This window comes from Rhodococcoides sp. S146-33 (assembly GCF_059489205.1).
In genome coordinates this window covers 903,042-927,126 of record NZ_JCAJWY010000001.1, presented here as the reverse complement: position 1 = coordinate 927,126, position 24,085 = coordinate 903,042, and the positions used below count along the sequence as shown (strand labels likewise).

18 protein-coding genes and 2 tRNA genes are annotated in these 24,085 nt (G+C 62.3%); 6 read left to right on the top strand and 14 right to left on the bottom strand.

Annotated elements, in window-relative coordinates; all coding sequences use genetic code 11:
* Positions 1–70: 70 nt before the first annotated feature.
* The 14 genes from AC5WEY_RS04395 to dnaA all read right to left on the bottom strand — a co-directional run bounded on the left by AC5WEY_RS04395 (position 71) and on the right by dnaA (position 17,630).
* The gene (locus AC5WEY_RS04395; protein WP_495644831.1) at positions 71–1,069 is read right to left on the bottom strand and encodes a GGDEF domain-containing protein; all 999 of its coding nucleotides are present in this window, start codon (positions 1,067–1,069) and stop codon (positions 71–73) included.
* A gap of 199 nt (positions 1,070–1,268) precedes the next feature.
* Positions 1,269–2,219 (bottom strand): acyl-ACP desaturase, encoded by a 951-nt coding sequence (locus AC5WEY_RS04390; RefSeq protein ID WP_057478502.1) that lies wholly within the window; start codon positions 2,217–2,219, stop codon positions 1,269–1,271.
* Between the two features lie 403 nt (positions 2,220–2,622).
* Positions 2,623–2,695 (bottom strand) — tRNA-Ala (locus AC5WEY_RS04385).
* Positions 2,696–2,885: 190 nt separating this feature from the next.
* Positions 2,886–2,959: transfer RNA gene (locus AC5WEY_RS04380), tRNA-Ile, on the bottom strand.
* Between the two features lie 109 nt (positions 2,960–3,068).
* Positions 3,069–4,403, bottom strand: a complete 1,335-nt coding sequence (locus AC5WEY_RS04375; RefSeq protein ID WP_495644830.1) for a DUF3566 domain-containing protein — start codon at positions 4,401–4,403, stop codon at positions 3,069–3,071.
* Positions 4,404–6,947, bottom strand: a complete 2,544-nt coding sequence (gene gyrA / locus AC5WEY_RS04370) for a DNA gyrase subunit A (protein ID WP_057478379.1) — start codon at positions 6,945–6,947, stop codon at positions 4,404–4,406.
* Between the two features lie 68 nt (positions 6,948–7,015).
* Positions 7,016–9,058 carry a DNA topoisomerase (ATP-hydrolyzing) subunit B gene (gene gyrB / locus AC5WEY_RS04365; protein ID WP_057478378.1) on the bottom strand — a complete coding sequence of 681 codons (2,043 nt, stop codon included), beginning with the start codon at positions 9,056–9,058 and terminating at the stop codon, positions 7,016–7,018.
* A gap of 256 nt (positions 9,059–9,314) precedes the next feature.
* Entirely contained in the window at positions 9,315–10,412 is a 1,098-nt protein-coding gene (locus AC5WEY_RS04360) for a PDR/VanB family oxidoreductase (protein WP_495644829.1), read from the bottom strand.
* Between the two features lie 32 nt (positions 10,413–10,444).
* Entirely contained in the window at positions 10,445–11,362 is a 918-nt protein-coding gene (locus tag AC5WEY_RS04355; protein WP_495644828.1) for a metal-dependent hydrolase, read from the bottom strand.
* Between the two features lie 167 nt (positions 11,363–11,529).
* Positions 11,530–12,093, bottom strand: a complete 564-nt coding sequence (locus AC5WEY_RS04350) for a DUF721 family protein (protein WP_057478375.1) — start codon at positions 12,091–12,093, stop codon at positions 11,530–11,532.
* Positions 12,090–13,340 carry a DNA replication/repair protein RecF gene (gene recF, locus AC5WEY_RS04345; RefSeq protein ID WP_495644827.1) on the bottom strand — a complete coding sequence of 417 codons (1,251 nt, stop codon included), beginning with the start codon at positions 13,338–13,340 and terminating at the stop codon, positions 12,090–12,092. The genes AC5WEY_RS04350 and recF overlap by 4 nt, the downstream gene beginning before the upstream one ends.
* Positions 13,341–14,264 carry a phosphogluconate dehydrogenase (NAD(+)-dependent, decarboxylating) gene (gene gnd / locus AC5WEY_RS04340; RefSeq protein ID WP_057478373.1) on the bottom strand — a complete coding sequence of 308 codons (924 nt, stop codon included), beginning with the start codon at positions 14,262–14,264 and terminating at the stop codon, positions 13,341–13,343.
* A gap of 65 nt (positions 14,265–14,329) precedes the next feature.
* The gene (gene dnaN, locus AC5WEY_RS04335) at positions 14,330–15,514 is read right to left on the bottom strand and encodes a DNA polymerase III subunit beta (protein WP_057478372.1); all 1,185 of its coding nucleotides are present in this window, start codon (positions 15,512–15,514) and stop codon (positions 14,330–14,332) included.
* A gap of 583 nt (positions 15,515–16,097) precedes the next feature.
* Entirely contained in the window at positions 16,098–17,630 is a 1,533-nt protein-coding gene (gene dnaA, locus AC5WEY_RS04330; protein WP_057478501.1) for a chromosomal replication initiator protein DnaA, read from the bottom strand.
* 652 nt (positions 17,631–18,282) lie between these two features.
* Between dnaA and rpmH the strand changes: the two genes are divergently transcribed.
* The 6 genes from rpmH to rsmG all read left to right on the top strand — a co-directional run bounded on the left by rpmH (position 18,283) and on the right by rsmG (position 24,067).
* A complete protein-coding gene (rpmH, locus tag AC5WEY_RS04325) occupies positions 18,283–18,426 on the top strand; it encodes a 50S ribosomal protein L34 (RefSeq protein WP_026347786.1) in 144 nt (47 codons plus the stop codon).
* Positions 18,427–18,456: 30 nt separating this feature from the next.
* Positions 18,457–18,837, top strand: a complete 381-nt coding sequence (gene rnpA, locus AC5WEY_RS04320; protein ID WP_495644826.1) for a ribonuclease P protein component — start codon at positions 18,457–18,459, stop codon at positions 18,835–18,837.
* Positions 18,834–19,163 (top strand): membrane protein insertion efficiency factor YidD, encoded by a 330-nt coding sequence (yidD, locus tag AC5WEY_RS04315; RefSeq protein WP_057478370.1) that lies wholly within the window; start codon positions 18,834–18,836, stop codon positions 19,161–19,163. The genes rnpA and yidD overlap by 4 nt, the downstream gene beginning before the upstream one ends.
* Before the next feature lie 4 nt (positions 19,164–19,167).
* Positions 19,168–20,259 carry a membrane protein insertase YidC gene (gene yidC / locus AC5WEY_RS04310; RefSeq protein ID WP_495644825.1) on the top strand — a complete coding sequence of 364 codons (1,092 nt, stop codon included), beginning with the start codon at positions 19,168–19,170 and terminating at the stop codon, positions 20,257–20,259.
* 25 nt (positions 20,260–20,284) lie between these two features.
* Complete coding sequence (locus AC5WEY_RS04305; protein WP_495644824.1) at positions 20,285–20,971, top strand: Jag family protein; 687 nt, start codon at positions 20,285–20,287, stop codon at positions 20,969–20,971.
* 2,418 nt (positions 20,972–23,389) lie between these two features.
* Complete coding sequence (gene rsmG, locus AC5WEY_RS04300) at positions 23,390–24,067, top strand: 16S rRNA (guanine(527)-N(7))-methyltransferase RsmG (protein ID WP_495644823.1); 678 nt, start codon at positions 23,390–23,392, stop codon at positions 24,065–24,067.
* Positions 24,068–24,085 lie beyond the last annotated feature (18 nt).

Below are 24,085 nucleotides of genomic sequence, written 5' to 3'. Positions count from 1 at the left end.
GGTGCACAATCTATCCCCAGCCTGTGGATGAAATCTGGGGATCAAGGAGGCCAGGAGCGTCCTGTGCACATCACTGCGCGATTCGGTGAACCGGTCCGCTGAAGCCGTCTCCTGGGTCGGTCGGGCGACTGGCCCGAGGCGGCCTGCTCCGTTTCGCCCGGTACAGATCTGCGTCGGCCGCCCGGTAGATCTCACCCCACCGACGACCCGCCGGCATGCACGCGAGGCCGACGCTCCATTCGGCCCGGTGGGCATGGCGCAACCGATCGATGATCTGCAAGGCTTCTTTCTCGAGAACCCCGGGCATGAACAACACGAACTCGTCTCCCCCGAGGCGACCGAGAACATCTCGTTTGGTCAGCTGCCCCTTCCACGCTTTCGAGACCCGAGTCAAAAGTACGTCACCCGCGATGTGGCCGTACTCGTCGTTGATCTCCTTGAAATTGTCGAGATCGAGCACCGCCAGGCTGACCGACAGTCCGCGGGCGGCGCAGGACGGAAGCATCTTTTCTATCTTGGACTCGAAGCCGAAGCGGTTGAGCAGCCCGGTCAATGCGTCGTGGGTCGAGAAATACCGCATCCGGCGTGCGAAGACGCCGAACACCTCGGTTGCGCCGACGATTCCGAGAGCGACGAGAATATAAGAGATGAACGGTGTCCCGTACGGCGCGATCGCAGCACCGATCACTGCTGAAACAGCAAGCACCGCAACCCAGATGCCTGCGTTTCGCTCCGACCAGAAGGCACCGATGTGCATTCCGAGGAACATCGCGGCCTGCACACAGATCAAGAAGGCCGGCATGGTGTCGCTGCTACCCAGCGCACACGCGAGTCCCACCACCGACAGCGCAGTCGCACAACCCACCGCCCGTTTCGGGCTGGGCACGCCCGCACGCACCAGAACCGCGATCGCCAGGGGACCCATTGCCAACGCAAGCGCGGCCAGAAACTGCTGGGGACCGGACAGGTTGGACCACGATGCGACAGCGCTCGCGGCGTAGAGGACGGTGGTCACGGCCGCGAACACTGCGAGCATGCGGCGGGATTCGTCGAACCTCAACCTGCTCACCAGTCGGTGCCGGTTGCGTCGAGCGATGCCTGCTCGCGGCAACGCACACCGAAACCAGCCACACCTCTCACCTGATACCCCCCAGGCACCATCGGGCCTCCCCACGCACTAGGGCCATCGACTCACATGACCCAACGATGCCCGGACTCTAACACCTCGAAGGCGCGACCACGACTCTGCGCGGGGAAGACGCAGCAGGTCAGGAAGCCTTCTCGGCGCGCTCGGCCTCCCTGGCGAGCAAGCGATCCCTGGACTCCTCGAACTTGGTCGCCTTGGATTCCAAGTCCTCCACGAACGCGGCCAGCCGATCGCGATCCCGCTCGCCCTCACCGGTGAAATCGTTGCGCTCGAAGACGTTCCACTTTCGCAGAACGGGCATCAGCACTTCGTCCAAATGCTGACGGAGGTCGTAGATTCCATTCTTGGCCAGAATCATGGCGTTCTTGCGGAAATTCGGCATGTTCAGGCCGGGCATCTGGAAGTCCGTTGCGACATCGGCGATAGCGCGAACCATCTGATCGGGCACGAGATCCAACGACGCCTCGCCGAGGTTGCGATAGAAGATCATGTGCAGATTCTCGTCCGCAGCAACACGAGCCAACATTCGATCAGCCACGGGATCCCCACACGCCAACCCCGTATTACGGTGCGACACCCGAGTCGCCAACTCCTGGAATGTCACGTACGCCACCGAATGCAGGAAGTTCGCCCCGTCCATCGGCGCATCCACGCCCACGGTCATGTGATGCATCCGAGCCCGCTCCAGCTCCACCGGGTCGACTGCACGTGTCACCACCAAATAATCGCGCATGACGATTCCGTGGCGATTTTCTTCCGCAGTCCAACGCCCCACCCACGTGCCCCAGGCACCGTCCAACGAAAAGTTGTCCGCCAATCCTCGGTGATACGACGGCAGATTGTCCTCGGTGAGCAAATTGGTGATCATCGCGGTGCGGGCCAATTCCGACAGCGACGACTGCTCGAGAGACCAGTCCTCCCCACCCATCGCGGCGAAATTCCGGCCGAGATCCCACGGAACGTAGTCATGCGGATGCCATTCCTTGGCCATAGACAGATGGCGATTCAAGTTGGCTTCCAGGGTGCCGTCGAGTTCGGTCAACAGCTCTTCATGATCGAGAACACGTGTCATCTGCGGGGCTCCTTCGAACATCGAGGTGCCCGAACCGCCAATCGATTCGAGACAGTGGCGAACGACGTCCGCCGAGACAGTTGCGACGGCACACCCCCCTGCGGTGTGCCGTCACGACCGTTCACGCCGATCATGGGACCGACGTTCTTGCACACCGACCACGCTAGGGACGACGCTCCCAATAGGAAACAGAACAGTCGAGGGTCTGGACATATGGGCGCCGGCGACAAGCGCACTTGGGTGCGGTCACAACCCCCTCCTGCGGCCGCCTCGGCTCCATCGGCACTCAATGTCACATTTGGTGGCCTTTTCGGGGGTCAATGGCACATCGAGTGGACTTTGGGTGCCGGTGTGGGTGCAGACACGAAAAAGGACGCCCACGACGTGGACGTCCTTTTGATTGTGGAGCCTAGGAGATTCGAACTCCTGACATCTGCCTTGCAAAGGCAGCGCTCTACCAACTGAGCTAAGGCCCCGGGTGTTGCGGTTGAACGTGCACGAACATTACACGTTCGATCCGAGCGACTGTCACCCGGTGGAGATGCTGTGCCAGACGCCGTCCGAGCTGCGCGTGGAGCGCACCTTCGATATCGTCACCACTGCGATCACCACCGATGCGACGAGAAGAAGGATTTTCACGTCCTGCCTCTTTTCGTTCGTTCGGTGTGGGCCTAGGAGGACTTGAACCTCCGACCTCTTCCTTATCAGGGAAGCGCTCTAACCGCCTGAGCTATAGGCCCTCATCACTGCTCTGGGCCGAAGAATTGCTCTCCTCGAACCGAGGGATGAGATTACCGTATCGGGCCGCTGTCTTCCAAAACGGCCCGATACGGCTACTCGTTGTGCAGGTCAGTCGCGGTCTGCCAGTGTCACTTCGACACCACCGACCAGGTCCGACGACAGGTTGTAGATGAACGCGCCGATTGTGGTCAGAGCGGTGAAGAGTACGACATTGATCACACCGATCACCGCTGCGTACCCGAACACCTGACCGGCGCTGACGAGTCCGCCGTCTCCGGACTCGTTGACGATCTCGGTGAAGGCACTGTTGAGACGGTCCCAGACGCCCATGCCGTCCAGCACGGCGTACAACAGGCCGACGGCAACCATCCACACGAAGAACAGTGACACCGCGATGACGAGAGCGATCTTCAGCGTCGACCACGGGTCGATCTTGCGGATCTGAATGGTCGCGCGCAGTGGGTTGCCGTCCGCGCTGGGCACCGCCGTGATGGCGGCGGGCGCGGCGCGGTCCGTCTGGGTCTGTTCGGGATGTCGGACAGCGGACAGATCGGGCATGTCTTTCGCCAGATCCTTGCGTTCGATGTGACGGGTCGGCCCGTCGATCACCGCTGCCTTCGACCGGGCGGCCTCGCGCCGTTCGGTCTTGTCCTCGGTCGCTTCACGCTGAGTGGGCTCGGCGGTCGTGCGGGCAGACCGGTCGAACTCGGCATTGGGTGGAAGGGCAGCGCCGCGACCGGACAAATTGGTCTGAGGCTGGTTTTGCGGCTGCTGACGGTCCTCCGAGCCCTGCTGCGTCGGACGCTGACCGGCACCGCGCTGCCACGGCGGCGTTCCCGACCCACCCTGCTGACCTTCCGACTGAACGGGCATTGCCGCTGTAGCGGAGTGGTCCTGCCCACGAGCAGCCGGAGAAACCGATCGATCGGCGCGCGTTGCGTCGCCCTCGGCCGACCTCTCCGGTGCCTGTGATCCCTCGGTGGGTGCCGGGCCCTGCGGTGGGGCCGGACGAGAAGGCGGGCCTGCAGGTGCCTGTCGCTGTGTGGGCTGCCCGTTCGTCGGTCGATCCGCGGTGGGCTGGCCGGCACCGGGCTGATTCGGCCGAGCGGGCGGACCCTGGTTGGCCGCCCCCGGAGGAGCCTGCGGCGGACGTCCCTGGGGTGCAGGGGGTGCAGGTGGACGCTGCGGTGGTGGACCCTGCGTCGGTCGTGCCGGGCCGTTGGGAGCACCCTGTGCCGGACGCACCGGCGGTCGGGAGTTCCCCTGGGGAGCCGGTCCGCGGCCGGCTGCGGGTGCCGGACGACCGGCGGGCTGCGGGCGGTTGCCCGGACGAGCACCCTCGGGCGGCGCAGGACGCGCGGGCTGCTCGGCCCGCGGTGCCTCGCGACCGTCCGGTACGCCGCTGGGGCCGGGCCTGCTACCAGGCCGGTTGGGAGTGCTCACTTACGACTCCTTCGCTGCATCGTCTTCGGTGCCCACGGCATCCGGTTCGATCTCGTCGGCGTTGCGCGCGATCGCGAGCAGTGTGTCGCCTTCACCGAGATTCATCAACCGCACGCCCTTGGTCTGTCGGCCGGCTTTCCGGACCTGCTTGGCAGCAGTCCGAATGACACCACCACTGGACGTGATGGCATACAGCTCGTCCTCGTCGTCGACGATGAGAGCTCCCACCAGCGTGCCACGCTTGGGGTCGTACTGGATTGTCAGTACTCCCTTTCCGCCGCGGCCCTGCTGCGGGTAGTCCTCCATCGCAGTGCGCTTGGAGTAGCCACCCGAGGTCGCGACCAGCAGGAACTTGCCCTCGGCGACGACGTTCAGCGAAAGCAGCTCGTCCTCGCCGTTGAAGCGCATGCCCTGCACACCGGATGTCGCACGGCCCATGGGCCGGAGCACTTCGTCGGTGGCGGAGAATCGGATCGACTGACCGAGTGCGGACACCAGCAACAGATCGTCTTCGTTGCTGCACAGCACCGCACCGACCAACTCGTCGTCGCCGCGCAGGTTGACAGCGACGATCCCGCCGCTGCGGTTGGAGTCGAAATCGGTCAGCCGTGACTTCTTGACCAGACCACCCTTGGTGGCAAGCACCAGGTAGGGAGCATCCTCGTAGGTCTTGATCTGGATGACCTGCGCGATCCGCTCGTCGGGCTGGAACGCCAGCAGGTTGGCGACGTGCTGTCCGCGAGCCGTTCGGTTCGCCTCGGGCAGTTCGTACGCCTTGGCCCGGTAGACGCGACCCTTGGTGGTGAAGAACAGAATCCAGTCGTGCGTCGAGCAGACGAAGAACTTGCTGACGATGTCGTCCTGCTTGAGCCCTGCACCCATCACACCCTTGCCGCCGCGTTTCTGCGAACGGTAGAGGTCGGTTCTGGTGCGCTTGGCGTATCCGGTTTCGGTGATCGTGACGACCACGTTCTCCCGAGCGATCAGGTCCTCGTCGTTGACGTCACCGTCCGCGGCGATGATGCGCGTACGACGGTCGTCGCCGAACTTCTCGACGATCTCGGCAAGCTCGTCCCGCACGATTTGACGCTGTCGCTCCGGCTTGGCCAGGATGTCCTGCAAGTCGGCAATGGTTCGTTCGAGTTCGGCCAACTCGTCGATGATCTTCTGACGCTCGAGAGCTGCGAGGCGCCGCAGCTGCATGTCGAGGATCGCCTGAGCCTGGATCTCGTCGATATCGAGCAGATCGATCAAGCCCTGCTTGGCCAAATCCACTGTCTGCGACGCGCGGATCAACGCAATGACCTCGTCGAGCGCGTCGAGGGCCTTGACGAGTCCGCGCAGAATGTGCGCGCGCTCCTCGGCTCTACGCAGCCGGTACCGGGTGCGCCGCACGATCACGTCGAGTTGATGAGTGACGTAGAAGCGGATCATCTGGTCGAGACGAAGAGTGCGCGGCACGCCGTCGACGATCGAGAGCATGTTGGCGCCGAAGCTGGTCTGCAGCTGCGAGTGCTTGTAGAGGTTGTTGAGCACCACCTTCGCGACGGCGTCGCGCTTGATGGTGACCACGATGCGCATGCCGACACGGTCGGACGACTCGTCGTCGATCTTCGAGATGCCGGACAACTTGCCGTCGCGGACCTGCTCGGCAATCGAGGTGATCAGATTGTCGGGGTTGACCTGGTAAGGCAGCTCGGTGATGACGATCGTGGTGCGACCGTTCGAGTCTTCCTCGATCTCGACGACGCCGCGCATGCGGATCGAACCGCGTCCGGTCGAGTACGCGTCCTGAATACCCTGACCGCCGACGATGAGACCGTGCGTGGGGAAGTCCGGGCCCTTGACGCGCTCCATGCAGGCCGCCAGGGTCGCTTCCTCGTCCGCCTCGAAGTTGTCGAGAGCCCAGAACACCGCGTCGCCGAGTTCACGCAGGTTGTGCGGGGGGATGTTGGTGGCCATACCGACGGCGATGCCGTTGGAGCCGTTCATCAACAGGTTGGGTACCCGCGACGGAAGTACCGTCGGCTCTTGGGTTTTGCCGTCGTAGTTGGGGATGAAATCGACGGTTTCCTCGTCGATGTCGCGCAGCATCTCCATCGCGAGCGGCGTCAGACGCGCCTCGGTGTATCGCATGGCGGCGGCGCCGTCGTTGCCGCGCGAGCCGAAGTTGCCCTGGCCGTCGACCAGTGGGTACCGCATCGACCACGGCTGAGCCAGTCGCACGAGTGCGTCGTAGATCGAAGTGTCGCCGTGGGGATGGTAGTTACCCATCGTTTCGGCAACGGGGCGTGCGGATTTCACGTAACTACGATCGGGCCGGAAGCCGGAGTCGTACATCGCGTACAGCACGCGCCGGTGCACCGGCTTGAGACCGTCGCGGACCTCGGGCAATGCGCGGCCGACGATGACGCTCATCGCGTAATCGATGTAACTGCGCTGCATTTCCTGCTGGATGTCGACCGGATCGATCCGGTCTCCACCCTCGGCGTTCGTGGTCGAACCCGGCGGGGGTCCTACCGGCGGTTCGGTGATGTCAGACATGCAAATCTCCTCGAGAAACGGTCACCCGCACGCGCCGAGAGCACTCGTCGGCGCGTGCGGGGAAGTGACTAAACGTCAAGAAAGCGAACATCTTTCGCGTTACGTGCGATGAAGCTTCGGCGTGCGGACACGTCCTCGCCCATCAGCACGCTGAACAGTTCGTCCGCGGCAGCAGCGTCGTCGAGGGTCACCAGACGCAGTACTCGCACTGCCGGATCCATGGTGGTTTCCCACAGTTCCTTGGCGTTCATCTCGCCGAGGCCTTTGTATCGCTGGACGCCGTCTTCGACGTTGATCTTGCGCTTGTTGGCGAGACCGGCTTCGAGCAGTCCGTCGCGCTCGCGGTCGGAGTACGCGAAATCCGGTTCGCCGCGGCTCCACTTGAGCTTGTACAGCGGCGGCATCGCGAGATACACGTGACCGTTCTCGATCAGCGGGCGCATGAATCGGAAGAGCAACGTCATCAGCAGCGTCGAGATGTGCTGGCCGTCGACGTCGGCGTCGGCCATGAGCACGATCTTGTGATAGCGCAGCTTGCTGATGTCGAACTCGTCGTGGATGCCGGTACCGAACGCGGTGATGATCGACTGGACTTCGTTGTTCTTCAGCACGCGGTCGATGCGGGCCTTCTCGACGTTGATGATCTTTCCGCGCAGCGGCAGGATCGCCTGGAACATCGAATCACGACCGGATTTGGCCGAGCCGCCGGCGGAGTCGCCCTCCACGATGTAGATCTCGGACTTGCTCGGATCGTTCGAGCGGCAGTCGGCGAGCTTTCCGGGCAGGCCACCGATGTCGGTTGCGCTCTTGCGCCGCACCAACTCTCGTGCCTTGCGCGCGGCCATGCGGGCCTGCGCGGACGACACGGCCTTGTTGATGATGGTCTTCGCGTCAGCCGGGTTGGACTCGAACCAGTGCGAGAGGTGCTCGTTGCACGCCTTCTGCACGAACGACCGAATCTCGGTGTTACCGAGCTTTGTCTTGGTCTGCCCCTCGAACTGCGGCTCGCCGACCCGCACCGAGATGACGGCGGCCAAGCCCTCGCGGATGTCGTCGCCCGTGAGCTTGACGTCCTTCTCCTTGACCAGCTTCTTCTCGATCGCGTACTTGTTGACCGTCGAGGTCAGAGCGGTACGGAAGCCCTCTTCGTGGGTACCGCCCTCGTGCGTGTTGATGGTGTTGGCGAAGGTGTGCACCGATTCGGAATAGCCGGCGTTCCACTGCATGGCGATCTCGACCTCGTGGCCCTCGCCCTTGCCGGTGAAGCCGACGACAGAATTGTGGATTGCCGTCTTGGTGCGGTTGATGTGCTTGACGAAGTCCACCAGACCGTCCGGGTAGTGGTACGTCCGCTTGCGCACCTTGGCCGGCTTCGCGTTGGCCGCGTCGGCCTGTTCCTCTTCGGCGGTCTTCGGCGCCTCGGCCGTCTCACCGAGTTCTTCCTCGGTCGCGTCGGTCGCTGCCACTCGCTCGTCGGTGAAGTTGATGGTCAGTCCCTTGTTCAGGAACGCCATCTCCTGCAGGCGGCGGTGCACGGTCTCGAAGCTGTAGTCGAGGGTCTCGAAGATCTTGCCATCGGCCCAGAAGCGCACCGTGGTGCCGGTCTCCTTGGTGTCGCCGACGGTCTCGAGGGGGCCGGGCTTGGCGTAGTCGTAGGTCTGCTTGTAGCGGTGTCCGTCACGCGCGATCTGCAGCTCGACCTTGGTGGAGAGTGCGTTCACCACGGAGATGCCGACGCCGTGCAGTCCGCCGGAGACGGCGTAGGAGTCGGAGTCGAACTTGCCACCGGCGTGCAGCTGGGTCATGACGACCTCGACGGTGGGAACACCGGAGGAATGCATGGCGACGGGGATACCGCGGCCGTCGTCCTTGACCTCGACACTGCCGTCTTCGTGGATGGTGACGTCGACGGTGGAGGCGTAGCCGGCCATGGCCTCGTCGACGGAGTTGTCGACGACCTCCCAGATCAGGTGGTGAAGGCCTCGTTCACCGGTGGAACCGATGTACATACCGGGCCTCTTACGAACTGCTTCCAGGCCCTCGAGGACCGTGATGGAAGACGCGCCGTAATCCTTGCTGTTCTCACTGTTACCTGACTTCTGGGCAGCCACGGTTAGCTGGTTCTCCTTCTACGCGTCCACTACCCCGCTCACACCTGTTCCAGGTGCTACCGCAGAGGGTCGGCACGGGCTTTCGACCGTGCGCGTTCCATGCGTTTGTTCCGGGCTTGATGTCGTACCGGTCCATAGTACTGGTTGGTTGCGACAGCATGGGCACGATGACACCCCTAAAAGGCCCCTGATTGCCTCACAGGCGCATTTTTTCGGTATCGGACGACAAAGATGAAGGGTAAAACGGACCGCTCGGCTACAGATCGAGCACGATCCGTTCGCCGTCGGAGCGCGACACGCAGATCAACATCTCGTGCTTCTGCTCCTCGGACGTGAGGCGATTCTCCCGGTGCTGCGGTGTTCCACTGAGCACTCGCACCCGACACGTACCGCAGAAACCCTGTTGACACGAGTACGCGATGTCGGGCCGCACCCGTCGAATCGCATGCAGCGCAGTCTCTTCCGCACCGACAGCCAGGATCTGTCCCGAGTCGACGAGCTGCACCTCGAAGTTCGTACCGTTCTTGACCGGCGGCGGCGAGAAGCGCTCGAAATGCAGATGCGTCGCCGGGAGGGCGTCGAACGACGCGCGAACCAGATCGATCATCGGCGGTGGACCACACACATAGACCGATCCGCCCGGTGCCGTGGCTCCGAGCAAATCCATGCTCGACGGCATGCCGTCCACGTCGTCGGTGCGGACGGTCACTCGTGCAGGATCCCAGCCTGCGATCTCCTCCAGAAACGGCATCGACTCACGCGAGCGGCCGCAGTAGACGAAGTGCCAGTCCATCCCGAGATCACGCGCTCTGCGCACCATCGAGATGATCGCGGTGATACCGATTCCGCCGGCCACGAACACTGCCTGTTCGGACGGGACGAACGGAAAACCGTTGCGCGGCCCCCGAATCGACACCTGTGTGCCGACCGCCAGCGAGTGCATTTCCGCAGATCCGCCGCCGCCGTTCGGGACGAGTCGCACTGCGATCGAGTACGTGTTCTCACTCGGCAGACCGCACAGCGAATACTGACGTCGACGACCGGACGGAAGGTAGAAATCCAAGTGCATTCCCGGTGCCCACGCGGGTAGAGCAGACTTGTCGGCCGCAGCGAAGGTCAGCTGCACCACCTGTTCGTCGATGCAGAGCACCTCGCGGGAGACCAGAATCAGTTCTCGGGTGCGCGTAACCGGAGGTGCCGCGAACGAGCCGTCGTACTCGTCGTTGTCGAGTAGAGCGAACCACTTGTCGAGCGCGTCGGTGACCAGAGACACCGTCTGATCAGGTTCGTTCCGCCCGTACAGATTTTGCGGAATCGTGCGACCGACTCGAAACGAGTCGACCTTCTGAGCCATTGCGCCGAGCCTGCTCCGCAACGTGCGTTTGGTCATCGATCAGCGGACCGCGCCGCCGGAGAGGTAGCGAGGTACTGCACGGCTTGAGCCGTCGAGCCTTCCTGCGACGGATCATAGGTGCTCTTGAAGTACCGCAACGACGCCTTGACCATCGACATCGGTGTCGGAAACAAACCGGCTTTCGTCACTCGTCGGAATTCACGGAACGACGGCGTGCGCTCCTTCGGCGACAGATGCGCCAACGTCGGATCCTGGCTCATGAGGTAGCGCACGCCGCGCGTCCAGAACCAGACGAGGGTGGGTGCAATGACGACGTAGGTACGGATCCGCCGCGCCGGCCTGACATCGAAGTAGCGCATCACCTCGTATGCCACCGAACGGTGCTCGACTTCCTCGGCACCGTGCCACCGCAGCAGGTCCAGCATCACCGGATCGACGTCGGCGTCGTCGAGCTCGCGCGCGTTGAGAACCCAGTCGCCGAGGAACGCGGTCAGATGCTCGGCGGCAGCGATCAAAGCCAGCCGCTCGACCAGGCTGTTCTGACCGTGGCCCGAACGATTACCGAGCGCGCGACCGAACAGGAACTTCATCTGATCGACGTACGGATCGACATCGATTCCGTGCGTACGAAGCTGATCGTGGACCTCGGTGTGGGCCTGTGCGTGCATGGCTTCCTGGCCGATGAAGCCGATCACGTCGTCCCGCAGCTGGTCGTCGTGAATCAGTGGCAACGCTTCCTTGAAGGTGCGCACGAACCACTCCTCGCCCTCGGGCAGGAGCAGGTGCATCACGTTGATCAAGTGCGTCGCGAGCGGGTTGCCGTCCATGTAGTGCAGCGGCAGCGAATTCCAATCGAACTCGACGTTGCGTGCGTGTAGAAGGACCCTGTCTTCGGGGGTTCCGTCGACATCGACCGCTACTGTCGATGCTTTCTTCGTGGGTGCAGACACAACTTCTCCTCGTCCGATAGCCGCGCAGAACTTGTACTCGGTCCCCGACCGCTACGTGTTCCGAATCACGCTACGCACAAGGATCATCTCACAGCAACACCGGCCCCAACATCTGTTGAGGATCACGTGTACCAGGCAGTTCGCGAAGCTTATGTTAGGAGCTGTCACTATCCGTACGTGTCCCGCGGACCCCGCCCACGCACGTGCCGTTCACCTTTTCGCCAACTCTGAGTCGTCGGCCCGGTAATCCGGAGAGATGTCACCACACCATGACCGACCGCCGCCGCGATCTTCGCCAGAATCTGCGACTGCATCAGCCTGAGCTGCGTAGCCCAGGCCGTCGACTCGGCGGAGATACTGAGCACTCCGTCCTTGAGCCCGGTGGGTTCGGCGTGCGCAGAGATGTCCTCACCGACGACGTTGGCCCACCGCCCCAACACAGCACCTTCGGACACCTTGGCCGACCAACCGCGCTTGGACGCGATGGAGTTGGCCAGTGCACCGAAGGCCTGCGGATCTCGGTCGTCGGGCCCGGCTCCCGACCAACCTCGACGCCGACGCCCCCGCAGCGCACGAACGCCGCCCGTCGGAGACGACCGCCCTTGCCCCACCGACTTACCGCTGGCTTTGGCTGCTGCGCGCGCATCCTCGAGTGCACGACGCGCAAGATCGACACCCTTCAACTCCGGCGTCTCACCCTTGTCCGCAGCCGCTCCTTCGTCGTCGTTCATCGAACCTCGCTCTCCTCGCGTGCGGTGTCGATGGTGGCCGACAGGTCGGTGATGCGCGAAATACGCCCTGCTGCACCGGATTCCGCCTTCTGCTGTGCTTCGACGCCGTAGCGGCGAGCGTCGAGCTCGGGTGGTACGTCTTCCGGAACCGCGGCCGTGATGAGCACCTGCTCGGCGCCGGCCGCCACCGTCGCCAGCGCAGCTCGTCTCTTTCGGTCGAGTTCGGCGAACACATCGTCGAGCATCAGCACAGGATCCGTTCCGTCCTCGCGCAGCAAGCCGAACGAACCCAGCCGCAACGACAGCGCGTACGACCACGATTCACCATGACTGGCAAAGCCTTTGGTCGGCTGATCACCGAGCATCAAATCGACGTCGTCCCGATGGGGCCCCACCAGACACACGCCTCGTTCGATTTCTCGCTGTCTCATCACCGAGAGTTGGTGTAGGAAAGCAGCTTCCAACACATCGACGTCGTCCGGTTCCGGGGCTCGGTCGGCGTCGGAGAATTCCGGCGGCAGTGCTTCGGCAAGACTGCAGCGATAGGACAGTGTTGCCGGCCGCGATTCCGGCGCGATGGAGCCGTACGCCTGCTGCACGAAAGGCATCAGCTCGTGTACCAAACCTATTCTGGCAGCCAGCAATCGAGCACCGTGTGCCGCGAGGTGCCCGTCCCAGACATCGAGGGTGGCCAGAGCACTCGCACCGTCGCTCGACGACGATCCTCGACGCAATGAGCCACCGGCAGTCTTGAGCAGTGCCGAGCGTTGACGCAGAACCTTGTCGTAATCGACACGGACAGTAGCCATTCGAGGAATCCGACTGGTGAGCAGTTCGTCCAGGTACCGTCGGCGTTCGCCGGGATCACCGCGTACGAGCGCCAGATCCTCGGGAGCGAACAGCACACTCTGCAGCACACCCAAGATCTCCCGCGGCCGCCGCAACGGCGAGCGATTCATCCGCGCCTTGTTGGCCTTGCCCTCGAGCAGCTCCACGTCGATGATCAGCTCGCGACCGTGATTGACCACGGCGCTGCCCACGAACGCCTTGGCGGCACCGGCCCGAATCATCGGAGCGTCCGTCGACACGCGATGCGAAGACAACGTCGACAGATAGTTGAGCGACTCGAGCAGGTTCGTCTTACCGTGCCCGTTCGGTCCCACGAACACGGTCGAGCCCGGTCCGAGGTCGACGGTGACGTCGTCCCAGGATCGGAAGTCGTGTAGTTGCAGAGACCGGACGAACACTTACTCGTGTTTCGGAGCCGGTGCGCGCAGAGTCTCGTCGGCGTCTGCCTTCTTGACCGCGTGCCCGCCGAACTGATTTCGCAATGCCGACACTGCCTTCATGGCAGGTGAATCTTCTTGTCGCGAAGCAAATCTCGCGAACAGCGCCGCCGATATCACCGGGGCCGGCACAGCATGCCGAATGGCCTCCTCGACCGTCCAACGACCCTCGCCGGAGTCCTCGGTGTAGCCGGAGATCTCACTGAACTCCGGATCCTGACCGAGTGCTTCGACCAACAGGTCGAGCAACCAGGACCGCACCACTGTGCCCTTGCTCCATGCCCGCAGCACACCTTGTACGTCCTGCACGAGCTCTTCGGCTTCGAGAATTTCGTAGCCCTCGGCGTATGCCTGCATCAATCCGTACTCGATGCCGTTGTGCACCATCTTGGAGTAGTGACCTGCACCGACCGGGCCGGCGTGCACGAATCCGTCCGCGCGTTCACCTTCCGGACGCAAGGCGTCGAAGATCGGCATCGCGCGGGCGACGTGGTCGTCCTGACCGCCGACCATCAATCCGTAGCCGTTCTTCAGGCCCCACACGCCACCGGACACACCGGCATCGATGTAGCCGATTCCTTTGGCGTCCAACAGCTCTGCGTTGGGCTTGTCATCGGTGAATCGTGAGTTTCCACCGTCGATCACCAGATCGCCGGGCTCGAGAACGTCCGCCAGACCGGTGATGGTGTCGCGGGTGATCTGGCCGGACGGGACCATGACCCATACCACCCTCGGCGCCGTCAATGCCTGAGCCAGACCGGCCAACGACGGGGTGTCCGTCACCTCCGGTCGGGGGTCGTAGCCGATGACCTCGTGACCATGCTCGCGCAGCCGCTCGCGCATGTTGAAGCCCATTTTTCCGAGACCGACCAAGCCCAGCTGCATGATGAGGCGTCCTTGTCTGTGTCAGGTGCGAAAGTGTCCGCGGATTCAACAGTAACCAGGCAGGGTCAGCCCGGCAGCCTGACGGGCATCAGCAGATACGTGTATTCGGATTGCGGCGCCGCGAACTTACCCGAGTCGTCGGCGACCAGTTCTTCGTCCGATGTCGGGCGCAGCACTGCAGGTCGGCTCGGCGTCGTGAATCCGAATGTCACTTTCTCGCTGTGCAGCGAGGACAACCCGTCGATGAGGTATCCCGGGTTGAAGGCGATGGTCAGTGCCTCGCCCTGGAAGTCGGCAGGGAGAGCTTCTTCGGCGCGACCCGCGTCGTCGCCGCCTGCGGACAGCAGGACACCGTCCGAGTTGAATTCCAGGCGAACCTGCGCACCACGCTCGGCCACGAGTGCCACACGCTTGATGGCCTCGATCAGCGATGCGATCTCCAGAGTCGCCACTGCAGTGTGCTCGGCCGGCAGCAACTGCCGGAACTTCGGGAATTCGGCGTCGAGCAGACGCGTCGTGGTGCGGCGCCCGTCGCTGACGATGCCCAACAAACCGTCGCTTCCGATGGACGAACCGGAGCCGAGAGCCAGCTCGACCGGTGAGCCTGCGTTACCGCCCAGAGTTTTGGCCGACTCGGACAATGTCTTGGCCGGGATGAGCACCGCAGTCGTGGTGTCGGCCCCGGCGGGAGTCCAGTCCACCTCACGAACCGCCAACCGAAAGCGGTCGGTGGCAGCGAGCACGACGTTGGTGCCGTCGATCTCGACGCGGATACCGGTGAGCATGGGAAGCGTGTCGTCCTTGCCCGCCGCAATGGCGACCTGGGCAATGGCCTCGGAGAAGACATCACCGGCCAGCGAACCGGTGTTGCTGGGCAACTCCGGGAGCTGCGGATAGTCCTCGACCGGCATCGTGGGCAGGGAGAACTTGGCGCTTCCGCAGTTGACCAGGACGCGGGTGCCGTCGACCGTGACGTCTACCGGCTTGTTCGGCAGAGACTTGGTGATATCGGCAAGTAGCTTGCCCGACACCAGAACTCGACCTGCCGTGGCGACCTCGGCCGACACCTTGACCTGAGCGGAGACCTCGTAGTCGAATCCGGAAACCGTCAGACCCTGCTCGTCGGCGGCAAGGAGAACTCCACCGAGAACGGGAACCGGCGGCCGCGACGGCAGGCTACGGGCTACCCACGCCACGGAATCGGAAAAATCTTCACGAGCAACGCGAAACTTCAAACTTCCAAGCTCCATCGCTCGGCATTTCCTCTCGTTCGGTGGCGTTCGTCCTCACGGCCGGAGCGGTGCAACCACGATGGTTGCTGCTCGAACCGATGCAACGACGAGTGTGGCACATCCAGCGCAAGCACACCGTATGCCCTCCGAACCCGAGACGAAAGCTCGAGGTTCGTGCCGGACGTGGGATTCGGGTGATCCGGCGGGCCTGTGAACGGATCGCTCCCCAACACCTGTTTTCAAAGAAGTTCTTTCAAGGAGAAAACAGAAGTATTAATAGGTCCTGTGCAATCTGTGCACGGACGGTTCGATCTGCTGGTCGCCTCGCGTGGTGTCGTGGGGATGAATTCGGGACCAATGTGCGATTGACGTTCGGCTGCCTGTGGACGAATCACATCGGTGCACAGGCACCCACACTCCATCCCCAGATCCTCGATGTTGTCCACATGGTTATCCACAGGTGTGAATCAATGGTCGAAGCAGGAAAATTGGGTCGAGATCGAGTCGGAAATCGGACCCGATCGCGGACGAGAGACAGCAACGGCACCGAACCCGCGATGGGATTCGGTGCCGTCTTCTGCGTTCGTATATGCCCGGTCGGCTACCGCTTCGAGCGCTGCTTGATGCGCGCAGTGAGCTCTTGGACCTGGTCGTACACTTTGCGGCGCTCGGTCATCTCTTTGCGAATCTTCTTGTCCGCGTACATGACGGTCGTGTGATCTCGGCCGAACGTCTGACCGATCTTGGGCAGTGACAGGTCGGTGAGCTCGCGGCAGAGATACATGGCGATCTGCCTGGCCATCGCCAACGCCCTGGCCTTACCCGGGCCGCACAGGTCCTCGATGGAGGTGTTGAAGTACTCCGCGGTGACCGCCATGATCGTCGCGGCATTGATCTCGAGACTCGACGAATCGGGAATCAGATCGCGCAGCACCACCTCTGCCAGAGTGAGGTCGAGGGCCTGCCCGTTGAGCGATGCGAAGGCCGTCACGCGAATGAGGGCACCTTCGAGCTCACGGATGTTGCGTTCGATGCGGCTGGCGATGAGCTCGAGGACGTCGTGGGGCACGTCGAGGCGGTCCATCCGAGCTTTCTTGCTCAGGATCGCGATGCGTGTTTCGAGCTCGGGCGGCTGCACATCGGTGATCAGGCCCCATTCGAAGCGGGTCCGCAGCCGCTCTTCCAGGGTTGCCAGTTGTTTGGGGGGACGGTCGGACGAGACCACGATCTGCTTGTTGGCGTTGTGGAGGGTGTTGAAGGTGTGGAAGAACTCCTCCTGGATGCCTTCCTTGCCCTCGATGAACTGAATGTCGTCGACGAGCAACACGTCCGTCTCGCGATAGCGGCGCTTGAACGCCACCTTGCGGTCGTCACGGAGACTGTTGATGAAGTCGTTCGTAAATTCCTCGGTGGAGACGTACTTGACCCGCATTCCCGGGAACAGTCGCTGCGCGTAGTGGCCGGCAGCGTGCAGAAGATGAGTCTTGCCCAATCCCGACGCACCCCAGACGAAGAGGGGGTTGTACGCGCGGGCAGGTGCTTCGGCGATGGCGACGGCGGCTGCATGAGCGAATCGATTGGAGGCGCCGATGACGAACGTGTCGAAGGTGTACTTCGAGTTCAGGCTGTTGGCGCCCGACGACGGGGGCGTCGATTCAGGGGGTTTGGTGAAATACGTCGGCCACGAGTTCTGCACGCTGGCCAGCGCCTCGCGCTCGTCGTCCACCTCTTCGTAATCGGCGGTCTCGGAGTCGGAAGGTTCGTCGTCTCTGCTGGTCAGGATGCGGCGCCGGTAGGTGGGTGAACTGACGGCGTCGGGAAAGGCCGAGCGATCCGAGTCGATCTTTTCGTCCTCGGGAGCGGAGATGCGTACACCGAGGCCTTCGACGCCCTGACCGAGATGTCGGCCGAGTGCGCCCAGGATCGGCTCTCGAAGGTCTCGCTCGATGGCTTCTTGAGCGAAGGTCGAGGGAACGGCAAGCAGGGCGAAACCCTGCGTCAGCGTCAGCGGTTTGACCAGCGCGAGCCACGCTTTCTGGCCCTTGGTCAGCGGAGAGCCACTGTGTCGGTCGGAAGTGAGCTCCGCGACCACCTCGGGCCAGATACGCGCAAGCGCATCCGGATCGTCGTTCACGTCGATCCCTCCGTTGTCGAGCTTCGGTGTCTCGGCGGTGGTTGGACCGTCGAGCGTTGGTCTCGGATGGGTACGACGCGTGAAACTCGTGCGTCGTTTCCGGTCCGCGCGGCGGCATCGTCGGATAGCGTCGTCGATCGTGCGTCGCCGCGGCTGAGACCAGGGTCCGTGGGTGGACCCCGCAAGGTACGAATATGCCACCTGATCTGTGTTTCCACACAATTATCCACAGGTGTGGATAAACGACACCGATGTGAGCCCAGGGCCGTTCCTGGCTCGTGCTATCACGCACGCACCAGTCTGACCTGCATCGATCGTTGCTGTCTGTCGTGCGATCGGACTAACCGCGTCGACTCGATGTGGCGTCGGCGAACGATGTCGGTGCGGATCACGCTCTCGGTGGCCGAATACGCCGGTGCCTGTGCATGAACTGCCGAGACGATCGGTCCGGAGCGAGTTTGACCACCGGTGACTCGATCAGTACTCTCGAACAGTCACCCAATAGCGAGGTGGCCGATGCTTGCTGGCTGCACACAGTCTGTCTTCACTCGGATTTCTCGCTCGGGAGGCAAGCGACTTCATCCGAACTCGCTGGAACCTTTACAGCAGGCGTCGATAGATCGGCGTCTTCGAATCTCGAGGAGTGTTGACCGTGGCCAAGGGCAAGCGGACGTTCCAGCCGAACAATCGCCGCCGCGCGCGCGTTCATGGCTTCCGTCTTCGTATGCGTACCCGTGCGGGTCGTGCAATCGTTTCCGCACGTCGCGGCAAGGGCCGTAAAGAACTCACAGCCTGATATTCGTTCGTCCGGACTTTGGAGCTCGGGATGCTTCCTGAGCCGAATCGACTACACCGAGCACGTGATTTTTCCGTAGCGGTGCGTCGAGGACGCCGAATGGGTAGATCGGATCTGGTCGTTCACGCCGTTGTGCGGGACGAGCAAGACATCGCATCGACCGTTCGGGGACCACGATTCGGATTGATCGTCAGCAAGGCAGTCGGGCCGGCCGTAACTCGTCACAGAGTTGCGCGCCGGCTTCGGCATATCTGTACCGACGTGATCGGTGAGCTCCCCGAGACCACCGACGTGGTCATCCGTGCATTACCGGGTGCTGCGACCGCGTCCTCTACAGATCTACTGGTTCAACTGCGTTCAGGATTGAAGAAGCTCGGTCTTCTCGAAGCTCCGAAGGGTCCGCCGTCATGACATTCATGGGCAACCTTCGTTCCATTCCTGCGCGATCTCTCATGTACTTCATCGGGTTGTACCGAACCTACGTGTCCCCGATGAGACCCCCTACCTGTCGCTTCTCCCCCACCTGCAGTGAATACGCCATCGAGGCTCTCCAGGTCCACGGGATGATGAAGGGCTCGTTGCTGGCAGTCGTTCGCCTTCTCAAATGTGCTCCCTGGCACTCTGGAGGATGGAACCCGGTGCCTGAGCCCGGTAGGTGGCGCGCGAGCGTCACCGAGATGACCGAAACCGAAGAACACCACGATCTCGTGCGAGTGGAAGAACAGAGGAGTACATAGAGCCGTGCTCGACTTCATTTACTATCCGGTTGCCTGGATTCTCTGGGTATGGCACAAGGTGTTCGGCTTTGTGTTCCAGGACCCCAGCAATGGATTCGCCTGGGCGCTGTCCGTCGTCTTCCTCGTCTTCACCCTGCGCTTGATTCTGTACAAGCCCTTCGTCAAGCAGGTTCGTACGACGCGGCAGATGCAGGAGCTGCAGCCGCAGATCAAGGCTCTGCAGAAGAAGTACGGCAAAGACAAACAAAAAATGGCCGTCGAGATGCAGAAGCTGCAGAAAGAACACGGCTTCAACCCGCTGATGGGCTGTCTACCCGTGTTGGCCCAGGCACCGGTGTTCATCGGTTTGTTCCACGTGCTTCGTTCCTTCAACCGCACCGGTACCGGTTTCGGTCAGCTCGGGTTGACCCCTGAGGAGAACCGCGAGCTCTCGAACTATGCGTTCAATGTGGCCGACGTCCAATCCTTTCTCGACGCTCGCCTGTTCGGCGCTCCGATTTCGGCGTGGATCACCATGCCGCAGGATCAGCTCAACGCCTTCGCAGTAGGCCCTGACGCGTCCATTCCGGCCACGTGGGTCATTGCCGCTGTGTCGATCCCGCTCATGATCATCGCGGCCGTGATGACGCACCTGAACTCACGTGCGTCCGTGGCCCGCCAGAGCGCCGCAGCGGCTGCGAATCCGCAGTCCGCGATCATGAACAAGCTCGCGCTGTACGTGTTCCCGCTGGGTGTGCTGGTGTTCGGCGCCCTGCTCCCCATCGCGATCCTGCTGTACTGGGTCAGCAACAACACCTGGACTTACGCGCAGCAGCACCTGGTGTTCGGAAAGATCGACAAAGAAGAAGCTGCCAAAGCTGCCGCTGCGGTGGAGAAGCGTTCCGAGAATGCGCCCAAGCCGGGAGTGAAGCCGGTATCGGTGACCAAGCCGAAGCCGGGTGCGCGGCCCAAGCTGTCCAAGATGGCACCGCCGGTGGACAACGATTCGACGGCCGACGTTGTCGACACCTCGGGCACGACCAACGGAGCAGCAACTCCGGTCAAGCCGAGACCGCAGGCGAACCGGAACAAGTCGACCAAGCGCAAGCGGCGCTGACCGACACGTCGAGAGAAGGACGAACATGGCAGCGGACGTAGACGAAACCCAGAACGACGAAGTACAGAAGCCAGTCGGTGCGGTATCCGGGGATGGAGTGAATGACGTGATGGTCGAGGCCGATCAGCTCAGTGCGGTCGATACGGATGCGGATGACAAGCCCGTGAACGAGGAAGCTGCCGTTGCCGCGGTTGTCGAAGAAAAGTCCGCGGAGGCCGCGTCGGACGATGACGATGACGACGAGGATGACGAGGACTACTTGGTCGAGGAAGGCGAGATCGCCGGCGATTACCTCGAACAGCTTCTCGACGTGCTCGACTTCGACGGCGACATCGATCTGGACGTCGAGGGTGACCGGGCCATCGTCAGCATCGACGGTGGGGACGATCTCGCCAAGCTCGTCGGCCGCAAGGGTGAGGTTCTCGACGCTCTGCAAGAACTGACCCGCTTGGCTGTTCAGCAGTCGACCGGAGAGCGCAGCAAGCTGATGCTCGACGTTGCCGGTTGGCGAGCGAAGCGTCGCAGCGAACTCGGCAATCTCGGTGCCGAAGCCGCGCGTCGCGTGTTGGAATCAGGTGAGCGAGAAGAACTGACTCCGATGACGCCGTTCGAGCGCAAGATCGTGCACGACGCAGTCGCGAAAATCGACGGTGTTGCCAGCGAGAGCACTGGCGTCGAACCGTCGCGACGGGTAGTTGTCGTCAAGGCATAGCGACGTCGTTCAGCTTCACGATCTGATGGCCCCCACTTCGGTGGGGGCCATTGTCGTATCTGGACTAGGTCCTGCAGGCTCGGGCGGAATCACATCGGTGTAATTCGGCGGTGAGGAGATGGTCGAAGATGGATTTTCGATCAATCTGGTCGCCGGAAATTCGGATCCAGGTATGCGCAACGCTTTCGTCACTGTGACGCGTGTGTCGGCCACTGATTATCAGGCGTCCATGCGAGTCGAACTCGTGGTTTGACGTGAAACAAACGACCGGCATCCCCATGGGTTGAGAGGTAGCTCTGCAGCTCGTTGGTACCGATGTGCGCGCCTTGGACATGTACGTATGTTTCACGTGAAACTGGGAGTACGTAGATCTGGTGCATGTCGGATCTCAGTGCTTGTCGTCGCCGGCCGATCGCAAAGCGCTTCTGCACCTTTGATGTTCGACTCGAGACGTGCCTTCCCGTGTCCCGCCGTGGCAGCGTCGCCTGACGGGTGTCGGATAGAACCGGGTCGCGACCATGGCCGCGTACATGATGGGGCGGGGTTCAGCGACGAACGAAGGGTTGCTCCGATCTCGTGTCCGCCGTTTCCCAGCGTGTGATCGTGATCGAGAGATTGATCAGAGAAGACGCGAACATCTGCCAGCAATTGATTACCCGGAGACTGGACTTCGTGTGCGCGTAAACCGGCCGACAATATCTGCGAGTGTGCAGTCCGTTCGGGTGGACTCGTCTGTGGTCGCTGATTTCGCTGTCCAGCGGTCTCCCGTCAGCCGGTACACCGCAACCTGCGTACTGCGTCGGACCATCGGAGTTGTACGGAATGCGCGCCGGGGGGCATCCGGTCGAGGACCTGTCGCTGCGGCAACCGACCGCACCACTCTCTTTTACGATGTAGCACTGAATTCCCCAGGCCGAAACGTGCTCGTACAGTGCGACCCCATTGGCTCGCAGAATGTGGCTCGGCGGAGCCGCGATGTTTCACGTGAAACAGGAAGCACAGAGAGCTACTGCGCATAGAACTTCCCGCTGCTCGAGGCTGATCATGAAGAGGTCCTGCGCATCGAGTGCTCGAACCATGACCAGACTTCCTTGGCTCCGCAGGAGCAGCGTCTCGCGTCCAGTGTCGAATACGAACCTGGGGTGGTGGGCAGAGCCGAGGAGAGAATGCGGCGAGTTCGACGACGACGGAGAATTGCCCTGATCTGCTGTCCAGCTTTTCTTGGTGAATGGTCGAGAGACGATCAGAGGAAACGGAGCACTCGCCTGTGTTCGGTTGCTCCGGTACTGGGGCGTCGTGCGCGCGGGACTCGGCGGATTGCGGACATGATCTGCGAGTGTGCAGACCGTGTGGGTGGTCTCTCTGTGATCGTCGTTGTCGCTATGTCGCGCTCCAATGATGTCGGTGCCGCCCATCGCCGCGCATGACGCGTCGGCCCAACCAAGTCGAGCCGGCCTGCGCGCCGATGGTCCCAAATATCTGGAGCCGGTCGTGAATCGTTCCCCCGGCTCTCCCCACAGGGTTCGGATCTTCTATAGCGGCAAGAGGACGTGACAATCTTCGTGATGGGAATCCCGTGACCCGAGTCCGACTCGCGACCGCCGGGTCCCACCCATCGGATGGGGCTGATCTGGCGATGGAGTAATCGGTCAGTTTCACGTAAAGGTTAGGTGTCGAAAATTGTGGAGCTTGTCAGGTCCGACGGATTCCGTCCTGGGGTGCACGGTGGTCGGATCAGGAATCGCCGAACATGACGACGTGTCGGTTTCATCTGCCGCGGTCGCCACCAGACTGGATTTGCGACTCCCCTACCGAGAGTCTTCGGCCTTCGAGAAAGGCGAAACCAGTAGAAGTCCGGGTGTGCCGAACCGCACGCGTTTCACGTGAAACATGGTTCCGCCGATTCGCCGAATAGCTGGGAGCCAAGGGACTCGACGGGCTGATCGGACATCAGGTGCTTCTCCAGGAAGGCACTCGACGCGTCGAGCGTGCAGTGTTCGTCAGTGTGTCGACACCGTCCCGCGTGACAAAAAGCCACCCGCTCTTATCAAGTTTCTGTGGCGGCCGACGGTACCCCGCAGAAAAACCCACGGGTACCGAACCGTAAACAGTTTCACGTGAAACATGGCGGGCTTCCGACAGCGCTGGACGAGCCTCGTGCCGGGTGATCGAGCTGTGTCGAATCACCGCGTCGTCGACACGTCCGGGTTCCCTCGCCAAGCATCGAAAGCGCTAAGCATAGAAAGCGCTAAGCATCGAAAACACAGAGCGGTATGCGGATGGTCTTTCAACACGGATGGAATCGCTTGGCTCGAAGAATGCCCGATGAAGCTGAACGAGAGCGGTGTGAAGAATTGATGTGTTGCTATTGGTACTTACAGCAATGTCGTTTGGCGTTCCGCGCCCGGGCACGGGAAGATGTTTCACGTGGAACAAGAGCGCTCGGATGGCACCCAGTTGATGGCAATCGCGGAGCAGGTGTTCGGTGACCGAATCGAATTGGCCCGGCAGTATCACGACTCGTTGGCGACGGCCGGCGTCGAACGGGGGCTCATCGGACCTCGCGAGGTCCCACGGCTGTGGGAGCGCCACATCCTGAATTGTGCGGCGATCGGCGAACTCATAGACGAGGGCGAGACCGTCGTCGATATCGGCAGCGGCGCTGGGCTCCCCGGAATCCCGCTCGCGATCGCGCGGCCGGACCTCCGTGTCACTCTCGTGGAGCCGCTTCTACGCCGCACGGTATACCTGGCCGAGTTCATCGAAGAACACGATTTGAACGTCCTGGTTGTACGCGGGCGAGCCGAGCAGCCCGGCGTCAAGAAGGAGGCGGGCGGTGCCGATGTGGTGACGTCGCGGGCAGTGGCACCGCTGGAGAAGCTCGCCAAGTGGTCACTTCCTCTGGTTCACGATCACGGTCGCATGCTTGCCCTGAAGGGGTCGAGCGCCGCGGAAGAGATCGAACGAGACCGCGCTTCCCTCACTCGGCTGGGTGCTTGCAAGCTGGAGGTGGTTGAGTGCGGAGTGGGCCTACTGACTACTCCCACCATCGTCGTCAGAGCGGTCCGTCAGCCTCGGAGACCGGGCCGTCACTGAGCTTCGGTTGCGGGCTCG

Excerpts from the sequence above, each read along its gene's own strand:
- rnpA (WP_495644826.1), top strand. The coding sequence starts at position 18,457 with ATGCTTCCTGAGCCGAATCGACTACACCGAGCACGTGATTTTTCCGTA.
- AC5WEY_RS04360 (WP_495644829.1), bottom strand. The coding sequence starts at position 10,412 with ATGGCTCAGAAGGTCGACTCGTTTCGAGTCGGTCGCACGATTCCGCAA.
- AC5WEY_RS04305 (WP_495644824.1), top strand. The coding sequence starts at position 20,285 with ATGGCAGCGGACGTAGACGAAACCCAGAACGACGAAGTACAGAAGCCA.
- rsmG (WP_495644823.1), top strand. The coding sequence starts at position 23,390 with ATGTTTCACGTGGAACAAGAGCGCTCGGATGGCACCCAGTTGATGGCA.
- yidD (WP_057478370.1), top strand. The coding sequence starts at position 18,834 with ATGACATTCATGGGCAACCTTCGTTCCATTCCTGCGCGATCTCTCATG.
- AC5WEY_RS04390 (WP_057478502.1), bottom strand. The coding sequence starts at position 2,219 with ATGACACGTGTTCTCGATCATGAAGAGCTGTTGACCGAACTCGACGGC.
- dnaN (WP_057478372.1), bottom strand. The coding sequence starts at position 15,514 with ATGGAGCTTGGAAGTTTGAAGTTTCGCGTTGCTCGTGAAGATTTTTCC.
- AC5WEY_RS04350 (WP_057478375.1), bottom strand. The coding sequence starts at position 12,093 with ATGAACGACGACGAAGGAGCGGCTGCGGACAAGGGTGAGACGCCGGAG.
- gyrA (WP_057478379.1), bottom strand. The coding sequence starts at position 6,947 with ATGTCTGACATCACCGAACCGCCGGTAGGACCCCCGCCGGGTTCGACC.
- gnd (WP_057478373.1), bottom strand. The coding sequence starts at position 14,264 with ATGCAGCTGGGCTTGGTCGGTCTCGGAAAAATGGGCTTCAACATGCGC.